The 8,649-nt window shown below is 72.7% G+C and carries 8 protein-coding genes; 4 read left to right on the forward strand and 4 right to left on the reverse strand.

Annotation, left to right across the window (positions count from 1 at the left end; translation table 11 throughout):
- A partial coding sequence (locus IEJ02_RS47140; RefSeq protein WP_191070408.1) for a biotin/lipoyl-containing protein occupies nucleotides 1–395 on the forward strand: 395 nt, incomplete at its 5' end.
- Nucleotides 396–795: 400 nt separating this feature from the next.
- Here the strand turns inward: IEJ02_RS47140 and IEJ02_RS47145 are convergent.
- Nucleotides 796–1,734 (reverse strand): alpha/beta hydrolase, encoded by a 939-nt coding sequence (locus IEJ02_RS47145; protein ID WP_191070409.1) that lies wholly within the window; start codon nucleotides 1,732–1,734, stop codon nucleotides 796–798.
- Nucleotides 1,735–1,864: 130 nt separating this feature from the next.
- Between IEJ02_RS47145 and IEJ02_RS47150 the strand changes: the two genes are divergently transcribed.
- Complete coding sequence (locus IEJ02_RS47150; RefSeq protein ID WP_191070410.1) at nucleotides 1,865–2,872, forward strand: GlxA family transcriptional regulator; 1,008 nt, start codon at nucleotides 1,865–1,867, stop codon at nucleotides 2,870–2,872.
- A 311-nt stretch (nucleotides 2,873–3,183) separates the two neighbouring features.
- Here IEJ02_RS47150 and IEJ02_RS47155 read toward each other — a convergent pair whose 3' ends face one another.
- A complete protein-coding gene (locus tag IEJ02_RS47155; RefSeq protein WP_191070411.1) occupies nucleotides 3,184–4,362 on the reverse strand; it encodes an alpha/beta hydrolase in 1,179 nt (392 codons plus the stop codon).
- 147 nt (nucleotides 4,363–4,509) lie between these two features.
- On the opposite strand from IEJ02_RS47155, the gene IEJ02_RS47160 reads away from it, so the two are divergent.
- Complete coding sequence (locus IEJ02_RS47160; RefSeq protein ID WP_191070412.1) at nucleotides 4,510–5,103, forward strand: TetR/AcrR family transcriptional regulator; 594 nt, start codon at nucleotides 4,510–4,512, stop codon at nucleotides 5,101–5,103.
- Nucleotides 5,104–5,162: 59 nt separating this feature from the next.
- Here the strand turns inward: IEJ02_RS47160 and IEJ02_RS47165 are convergent, their stop codons facing one another.
- Together IEJ02_RS47165 and IEJ02_RS47170 are read right to left on the reverse strand one after the other, a co-directional pair.
- Nucleotides 5,163–6,146, reverse strand: coding sequence for a DeoR/GlpR family DNA-binding transcription regulator (locus IEJ02_RS47165; protein ID WP_370467271.1), 984 nt, complete (start codon nucleotides 6,144–6,146; stop codon nucleotides 5,163–5,165).
- 137 nt (nucleotides 6,147–6,283) lie between these two features.
- On the reverse strand, nucleotides 6,284–7,732 hold the full coding sequence (locus tag IEJ02_RS47170; RefSeq protein ID WP_191070414.1) for an NAD(P)H-quinone dehydrogenase: 1,449 nt from the start codon (nucleotides 7,730–7,732) through the stop codon (nucleotides 6,284–6,286).
- Between the two features lie 136 nt (nucleotides 7,733–7,868).
- Here IEJ02_RS47170 and IEJ02_RS47175 point away from each other — a divergent pair, with 136 nt between their 5' ends.
- Nucleotides 7,869–8,306: a gamma-glutamylcyclotransferase family protein gene (locus tag IEJ02_RS47175; protein WP_020870716.1), complete on the forward strand. Its 438-nt coding sequence runs from the start codon at nucleotides 7,869–7,871 to the stop codon at nucleotides 8,304–8,306.
- Nucleotides 8,307–8,649 lie beyond the last annotated feature (343 nt).

Genomic DNA, 8,649 nt, shown 5'->3' on the forward strand with positions numbered 1-8,649 from the left:
CCCCGACCGGGGCGGACGAGGCCGAGGAGCCCACCGGCCGCGAGACGGTCGTGGTCGAGGTCGGCGGCAAGCGGCTCGAGGTCTCGCTGCCCGCCTCCCTGGGCGTGGCCACCGCCCCCGCGGGCGGCTCGAAGAAGCCGAAGCGCAAGGCGGTCAAGAAGTCGGGCTCAGCCGCCTCCGGTGACGCCCTGGCCTCCCCGATGCAGGGCACCATCGTCAAGGTGGCCGTGGCCGAGGGGGACACGGTGGCCGAGGGCGACCTCGTCGTGGTCCTGGAGGCCATGAAGATGGAGCAGCCCATCAACGCTCACCGCGCGGGCACCATCAAGGGCCTGGCCGCCGAGGTCGGCGCGTCCCTCACCTCGGGCGCGGTCATCTGCGAGATCAAGGACTGACCCGCGCCCCACCGGCCACCCGCTCCACCGGCCACCCGCCACGGCGGGCCCGGCCGGTCACCTCCGGACCCGGTTGGTGAATCCGCCCCGCTGGACCTCATCCGGCGGGGCGGAGTGCTGCGAAGGGTGCGACGCGGGTGCGGGCGAGGGGCGACCGGTGAGCCGGTGAAGTGGTGTCGCCGCCGGGTCCCGGCGGGGCCGCGCAGCGGGATCCGCGCAGGCCGAACGCCTGGACGCGGTGGGAAACGGCGCCCTCGGCACCGGCCCGGTGAGCGTGGCGGCGGCGCCCGGCGGTCGGTGTCCTGCTCGGTACGGGCCCGCCGGGGAATCGCGGGCAGGTATCCATGACACGCACCCCATGACAGGTGCCCCATGAGCTTCCGTCGCGGGTCCGGGCCCGTCAGCGGTGGAGGGCCTCACGCAGGGCGCGTACCTGGTCGGCGAGGTTGCGTTCGCTGATGCGGGCCTGGGGGAACAGGAGGTCGAAGCCGTGGACGGCGCCGGGTACCTGGACCAGTTCGGTGGTGACGCCGGCGGCGGACAGGCGTGCGGCATAGTCAAGGCCCTCGTCGCGGAGCGGGTCGATCTCCGCCACGGCGATATAGGTGGGCGGCAGTCCGCTGAGGTCGGCGGCGCGGCTCGGGAAGGCGTACGGGTCGGCGTGGCCGTCCTTCGCGTAGTACCGCACGGCCAGTTCCAGAGCGCCTCGGTTGAGGACCGGGGTGTCGGTGAACTCCCGCGCCGAGGTGGTGGTCAGGCTGCCGTCCACGCTCGGGTAGGTCAGCGACTGGAAGAGCAGGCGCGGGCCTGCCTGGTCGCGGGCGCGCAGCGCGGTGGAGGCGGCGATGTTCCCGCCGGCGCTGCCGCCGGCCACCGCGATGCGTGCGGGGTCGCCGCCGAGTTCGGCCGGGTTGGCGGCGATCCAGGTCAGGGCGGCGTAGGCGTCGTCGGCCGCGGCCGGGTAGGGGTGTTCGGGGGCGAGGCGGTAGTCGACGGAGACGACGACGGCCCGGACGTCGCGGGCGTAGCGCAGCGAGCGCCCCTCCTCGGCCTCGGGGGATCCATAGGTGAAGGCGCCGCCGTGCACGTAGAGGATCATCGGCAGGTCTTCGGGGGTGTCGGGCCGGTAGACGCGCAGCCGCAGTTGTCCTCCGGGTCCGGGTATGTCCAGGTCCCGCACCGTGACCTGGTCGTCGACGGGGGTGCCGGGGCGTGTGCGCAGGGGTGCGTAGCGCTGGGGGTCGGCGAGGACTTCGTCCAGGCCGTAGACGGGGAAGACGCCGGTGTCGGCGGTGTCGAGCAGGGTCTGGACCTCGGGATCGACGGCGGGGACAGGCATGGCTGATTACCACCTTCCGGGCGGTGGACCGGGTGCTGCCCGGCCCTGGTGTGCGGAACTGACCTGAGTCTCTGCCGGTCACGAGCGGCGCGGAAGTGGCCCGAGGGCCACTATATGCAACTATTGGGCCATGACCGTTGCGACACCTCACCAGGTGGCCGTTCTCGCCCTCGCGCCGGTGGTGCCCTTCGACCTCAGCATCCCGGCCCAGATGCTGGCCGCGGTCGAAACCCGCGCCGGACACGCGGCCTACGACGTACGCACCCTCACCCCGGACGGCTCCCCGGTGCCGACGGTGAGCGGGTACGGCATCACGCCCCAGGGCGACCTGTCCCTGCTGGAGCACGCCGACACGGTGATCGTCGCGGGAACCCGCTGCCCGGACGTGGTCGAGAACGGCACGGTGGACCCCCGTGTCGCGGAGGCGTTGCGTGCGGCCCGGCAGCGCGCCCGGCTGGTGTCCCTGTGCACCGGCTCGTTCGTCCTCGCCGCCGCCGGCCTGCTGGAGGGCGGCCGGGCCGCGACCCACTGGCGCTACGCCCAGCAGTTCCGGCGGCTCTTCCCCACGGTCGACCTCGACATCCACCCGCTGTACGTCGCCGATCGCGGGATCCTGACCTCGGCCGGCGGCGCGGCGGCCATCGACCTGTGCCTGCACCTGGTCCGGGAGGACCACGGCAGCTCCGTGGCGAACCGGGTGGCGCGGTACAACGTCGTCGCACCCATGCGGGACGGCGGGCAGGCGCAATACATCGAGCACCCGGTCCGGGAGGACGCGGAGGCGTCGACGGCCGGGGCGCGGGCGCTGATGACGGAACACCTGGACCGGCGGCTGTCCCTCAAGGACCTGGCGGCGCACTGCCACATGAGCGTACGGACGTTCACCAGGCGGTTCCGGCAGGAGACCGGGCTCTCCCCCGCCGCGTGGCTCACCTCCGCCCGCCTGAGGCACGCGCGCCACCTGCTGGAGTCGACCGAGCTGTCCGTGGACGACATCGCCGCCAGGGCCGGTCTGGGAAGCGGTACAAACCTCCGGCAGCGCATGCGGGAAGCCCTGGACACCACCCCCTCCGCCTACCGCAGGGCATTCCGCTCCTCCTCCGCCGCGCACGCCCCGGAGCCGGCGCGGACCACGTGATGCCGCTCGGCGCCGGGCGACCGCGAGCCGTCCGCTCTCCGCACGGGCCGCCGGCGCGGCGGTGACCCCGGCCGAGCGCCTCGGCCGGCCCGGGTCACCGCCGGGCTGGTCCGGTCGGAAGTCGTACGGCTTCTCGGTGCTCCAGTTCGGCACGTCGGCCTCGTTCCAGCTGAACCGCTGCTTCTCGCCCTTCATGACGACGGAGTAGTAGGGGTTCTGGTGGCCGTCCGCGCCGCGCAGCGCGATGGCGAGCGACTGCGCCGTCTGGTGCCGCGAGCCGTAGTCGAAGAGGCGCGTACGGTCCGGCCGGCTCAGCGGCCGTGCACCACGTCCTGGGGGAACGTCAACTGGCCGTTCATCCACCGCAGGGCCGTGGGCAGTTCGCGGCGCCAGGTGCGGAAGTTGTGGCTGCCCCGGTCCAGGATGATCGACTGCGCGCTCATCGGCGGCCGGGCCGCCGCCAGGAACTCGCGGGTGGCGCCGTAGTTGGGCTCGCCCCGGCGGCTGGAGGCCACCAGCACCGACACCTGCGGCTGGGGCAGATGGCGCAGCCGCCACAGCACATCGTGCTCCCGCTTCCTGCGCTCGCCCGCCGGTCCCCGGCCGAAGAGGTCGCCGGTGGTGGGGTCGTTGACCACGCGGTAGTCGGGCGACAGGGCCGCGGCCGTGCTGTAGACGCGGGGATGACGCAGGGTCAGCTGAAGGGCGCAGGTGCCGCCGGACGAATAGCCCAGCACACCCCAGGCGCTGGGGTCATGGCCGACCCGGTAGTGCGCCCGCAGCGCCTCCGGCAGATCCTGGGCGAAGTAGGTCTCGGCCTGGGGGCCGCCGGGGACGTCCACACACTCGGTGTCGCGGGGCGGGGCGATGGTGGGCCGCACCATCACGATGACGGCCGGCTGCAGCGCCCCGGTGCGGATCAGCCCGCCCGCGGTCTGGGGCAGCCGCAGATGCTGGGCCAGCAGGAAGGATCCGCCGGGGTAGCCGCTGATCGCCACGATCACGGGGAAGCGCTGCCGGGCGTACTGGCGCTGGAAGTACTGCGGCGGCAGATAGACGTACGCCGGGTTGGCCACCTGGCTGCGGCGGCCCAGGATCCGCACCGACTCGACCTTGCCCGCCGTGTCGGGCGGCCCGCTCGGCAGTCCGTGCACCGTGTTCAGCCCCTGCGGCGGGGCGGGCCGCACCAGACCGCCCGCCTCCCCGACCGGCCCCGCGGCGCCGCCCTGTACATGGGACAGGGCCGCCGGTGCCGCATCGCCCTCGCCCAGCAGTTCGCCCCAGGACCCGTAGAACTGGAAGGTGCTGTTCACCGCGAGGGCCAGGGCGGCCACGATCGCGCACTGGGTCACGGCGAGGGCGGCCAGCCGGCCCGCCCAGGCCCGTACGCCCCGGCCCGCGAAGCGCGGCCACAGCCAGAGCGTCAGCCCCACGCACGCGACGGCGAGGGCGATCATCACATACTCGAGTGATCGACTGGTCAGTCCCATTGTTCTTCCACTCCGGCGCACCGCGACGCACGGCGCCCTCACCCTGTTTGATGCCGCATCCGGTGCCCGCGTTGCCTGGCCAGGGCGTGCCTCCGGTCACGAAATGGCATGCTTGACTCACGGGCAGGCACGGCAGGGAGGACCGCGATGGCGATCGAGACAGCCACGGCGCAGACGCCACCGCGCCCCATGCGCGCCGACGCGCGCCGCAACTACGAGCGGCTGCTGGCGGAGGCGCGCACGGCCTTCACCCAGCACGGTACCGACGCTTCGCTGGAGGACATCGCACGCCGCGCGGGTGTCGGCATCGGCACGCTCTATCGCCACTTCCCCAACCGCACCGCGCTGATGGGCGCGGTCTTCCAGGGCGAGATATGCGCCCTGCTGGAGCGGTCGCGGGAGCTGGCCCAGGCGCCGCGGCCGTGTCAGGCGCTGATCGACTGGCTGCGCGCCATCGTGGACCACGCGAGCACCTACCGCGGGCTGTCCCAGGCCCTGATGGCGTGCTCGGGCGACGAGACCTCGGAGCTGTCCCGCGGCTGCGGTCTGCCGCTGCGCGAGGCGGGCAGCGAACTGCTCGCCCGCGCCCAGCAGAGCGGTGCCGTACGGTCCGATGTGGTCATCGCCGATCTGATGCAGCTCACGAACGCGATCGCACTGGCCGTGGAGCAGTCGCCGGACGACCCGGAGTTGGCCGACCGACTGCTGGCGCTGGCCTTCACGGGCCTCAAGGCCCGCTGACACCCGTTGGCGATCACTCGCTCCAGAGTGTCCGGCGGGCCACGACCCGTCCGACACCCCTAGCGACGGCGCGGCGCCAGGTCCGCCACCCGCCCCGGCTGCTGCTCCGCCAGCGGCACCGCGGTGCGCAGCTGGGCGGAGCCGGGTCCGCCCGGGGGGTGGGGGTGGTTACGGCGCGGCCCCGGCAGCGGCAGGCCCTCCTCGCCGCCGCCACGGCCCTGGGACGGGCCCAGCCGCCCCGACTGCCGCCCCGCCGAACCGCCGCCCTCGCCGCCCCCGGCCGGGCCGGACCCCGCGCCCGGCCCGGCCACGGCGATCTGAACGCCCTGGTCCGCGAGGGCCTGGAGCTCGGTCAGGGCACGGTCGTCATGGGCGGGCGGCTCATCGGTCACCAGCCGGGTGATCACATCGGTGGGCACCGTCTGGAACATGGTGTCGGTGCCCAGCTTCGTATGGTCGGCGAGCACGACCACCTCCGCCGCCGCCTGGACCAGCGCCCGGTCGACGCTGGCCGAGAGCATGTTGGAGGTGGACAGGCCGCGCTCGGCGGTCAGCCCGCTGCCGGACAGGAAGGCGCGCGAGACCCGCAGCCCCTGGAGGGACTGCTCGGCGCCGCTGCCGACCAGGGCGTAGTTGGAGCCGCGCAGGGTGCCGCCGGTCATCACGACCTCGACCCGGTTGGCATGCGCCAACGCCTGTGCGACCAGCAGGGAATTGGTGACCACGGTCAGCCCCGGAACCCGGGCGAGCCGGCGGGCCAGCTCCTGGGTGGTGGTTCCGGCGCCGACGACGACGGCCTCGCCCTCCTCGACGAAACCGGCCGCGAGATCGGCGATGGCCGTCTTCTCCGCGGTCGCTAGATGGGATTTCTGCGGGAAGCCGGACTCCCTGGTGAATCCGCCCGGCAGCACCGCACCGCCGTGCCGGCGGTCGAGCAGTCCTTCTGCCTCCAGCGCCCGCACATCACGCCGTACGGTCACTTCGGAGGTCTGGACGACGCGGGCGAGCTCCCGGAGCGACACCGCTCCGTTCGCCCGCACCATTTCAAGGATCAATTGGCGACGTTCTGCAGCGAACACGAAACTGACAGTAACGCCAACGACCGTCTGTTTTCAGCAGCTTGCACCAATTAGCAGAAGTTGTACATCTGTGAGGGTACGAAGTGCTATAAGGACCGGACCTATGACTCTTCCTGAGTCTTCCGGGTGTGCAACTGCCGGGCCACCTCGGCGATCGAACCGGACAGCGAGGGGTAGACCGTGAAGGCGTTGGCGATCTGCTCCACCGTCAGATTGTTGTCCACCGCCAGCGATATGGGGTGGATCAGCTCGCTCGCGCGCGGCGCGACCACCACACCGCCGACCACGATGCCGGTGCCCGGGCGGCAGAAGATCTTGACGAAGCCGTCCCGGATGCCCTGCATCTTCGCCCGCGGATTGCGCAGCAGCGGCAGCTTCACCACCCGGGCGTCGATCTTCCCGCCGTCCACGTCCGCCTGCGAGTAGCCGACCGTGGCGATCTCGGGGTCGGTGAAGACGTTCGCCGAGACCGTCTTCAGGTTCAGCGGGGCCACCGCGTCCCCGAGGAAGTGGTACATCGCGATCCGGCCCTGCATCGCCGCCACCGACGCCAACGCCAGCACCCCGGTGCAGTCACCGGCCGCGTAGATGCCCGGCGCGCTGGTCCGGGACACCTTGTCGGTCAGGATGTGGCCCGACTCCGCCAGCTTGACCCCGGCCTCCTCCAGGCCGATGTCCGCCGTGTTCGGGATCGAGCCGACCGCCATCAGACAGTGGGTGCCGGAGATGACCCGCCCGTCCGAGAGCGTGACCTCCACCCGCTCCCCCACCCGCTTGGCGGCCTGCGCCCGGGAGCGGGACATCACGTTCATCCCCCGGCGCCGGAAGACGTCCTCCAGCACCGCCGCCGCGTCCGGGTCCTCGCCCGGCAGCACCCGGTCCCGGCTGGAGACCAGCGTGACCTTCGACCCCAGCGCCTGGTAGGCACCCGCGAACTCCGCGCCCGTGACACCGGAGCCGACCACGATCAGCTCCTTGGGGAGCTCGTCCAGGTCGTACACCTGCGTCCAGTTCAGGATCCGCTCGCCGTCCGGCTTCGCGTCCGGGATCTCCCTGGGGTGGGCGCCCGTCGCCACCAGCACCGCGTCCGCCACCAGCGACTGCTCGCTGCCGTCCGCGGCCCGCACGATCACCCGCCGCGCGCCGTCCAGCGACTGCTGCGGCTCCACCCGCGCGCGGCCCCGCATGACCCGGCCGCCGGCCCGGGTGACCGAGGCCGTGATGTCGTGCGACTGGGCGAGCGCGAGCCGCTTCACCCGGCGGTTCACCTTGCCCAGATCCACGCCGACCACCCGGGCCGCCTGCTCCAGCGGCGGGGTGTCGTCGGCGACGATGATCCCCAGCTCCTCGTAGGAGGAGTCGAAGGTCGTCATCACCTCGGCGGTGGCGATCAACGTCTTCGACGGCACACAGTCGGTGAGCACCGACGCCCCGCCCAGACCGTCGCAGTCGACGACGGTCACCTCCGCGCCGAGCTGCGCGGCGACCAGCGCCGCCTCATAGCCGCCGGGTCCGCCACCAATGATCACGATCCGAGTCACATGCTCCATTGTCCCGCACCGGTTCGAATGCCTTCAGCCCGGGGGGTTTCGCGGGGGCGACCGCCGTACGAAACCTCTCTCCGAACCTCCCGCCAAACCTCCCACCCCGAGGGCCGTTCCACCCCTCTCCCGTACCCTCAGACCCATGTCGCTCTACGCCGCGTACGCCGGCAACCTCGACGCGCGGCTGATGTCCCGCCGCGCACCACACTCCCCGCTGCGCGGAACGGGCTGGCTGAACGGCTGGCGCCTCACCTTCGGCGGCGAGCAGATGGGCTGGGAGGGCGCCCTCCCCACGATCGTGGAGGCCCCGCGCTCCCAGGTCTTCGTCGCCCTCTACGACATCGCCCCCATGGACGAGGACTCCATGGACCGCTGGGAGGGCGTCGGCCTCGACATCTACCGCCGGATGCGGATCCGCGTCCACACGCTGGACGGCGACGAGGCGGCCTGGCTCTACGTCCTCAACGGCTACGAGGGCGGGCTGCCCTCGGCCCGCTACCTGGGCGAGATCGCGGACGCGGCGGAGTCGGCGGGGGCGCCGCATGACTATGTGATGGAGCTGCGGAAGCGTCCCTGCTGAGTCCGGTGTGTCCGGTTGACCCTGTGTTCCCGGGTTCCTCGGTTCCCGGGTTGCCCCCTGACCCCCGGCTCCCCGGTTGGCCCCTGATCCCCGGTTCCCCGGTTGGCGCCGGGTTGACCTGATCCCCGGCTCCCCGGTTGGCCCGGGTTGACGCGGGTTGGCCCCGGTCCCCCTGGGGTTCCCCGGTTCCCCGGTTGGCCCGGGGGCCCGGTTCCCTGGTTGGCCGGGTTCCCCGGTTGGCCCCGATGCCCGGCTCCCCGGTTGGCCCGGGTTGACCCTGATCCCCCCTGGGTTCCCCAGTTCCCCGGTTGGCCCCGATGCCCGGCTCCCCGGTTGGCCCGGG

The sequence above is a fragment of the Streptomyces sp. 5-10 genome, assembly GCF_014712245.1.
GTDB lineage: Bacteria > Actinomycetota > Actinomycetes > Streptomycetales > Streptomycetaceae > Streptomyces > Streptomyces violaceusniger.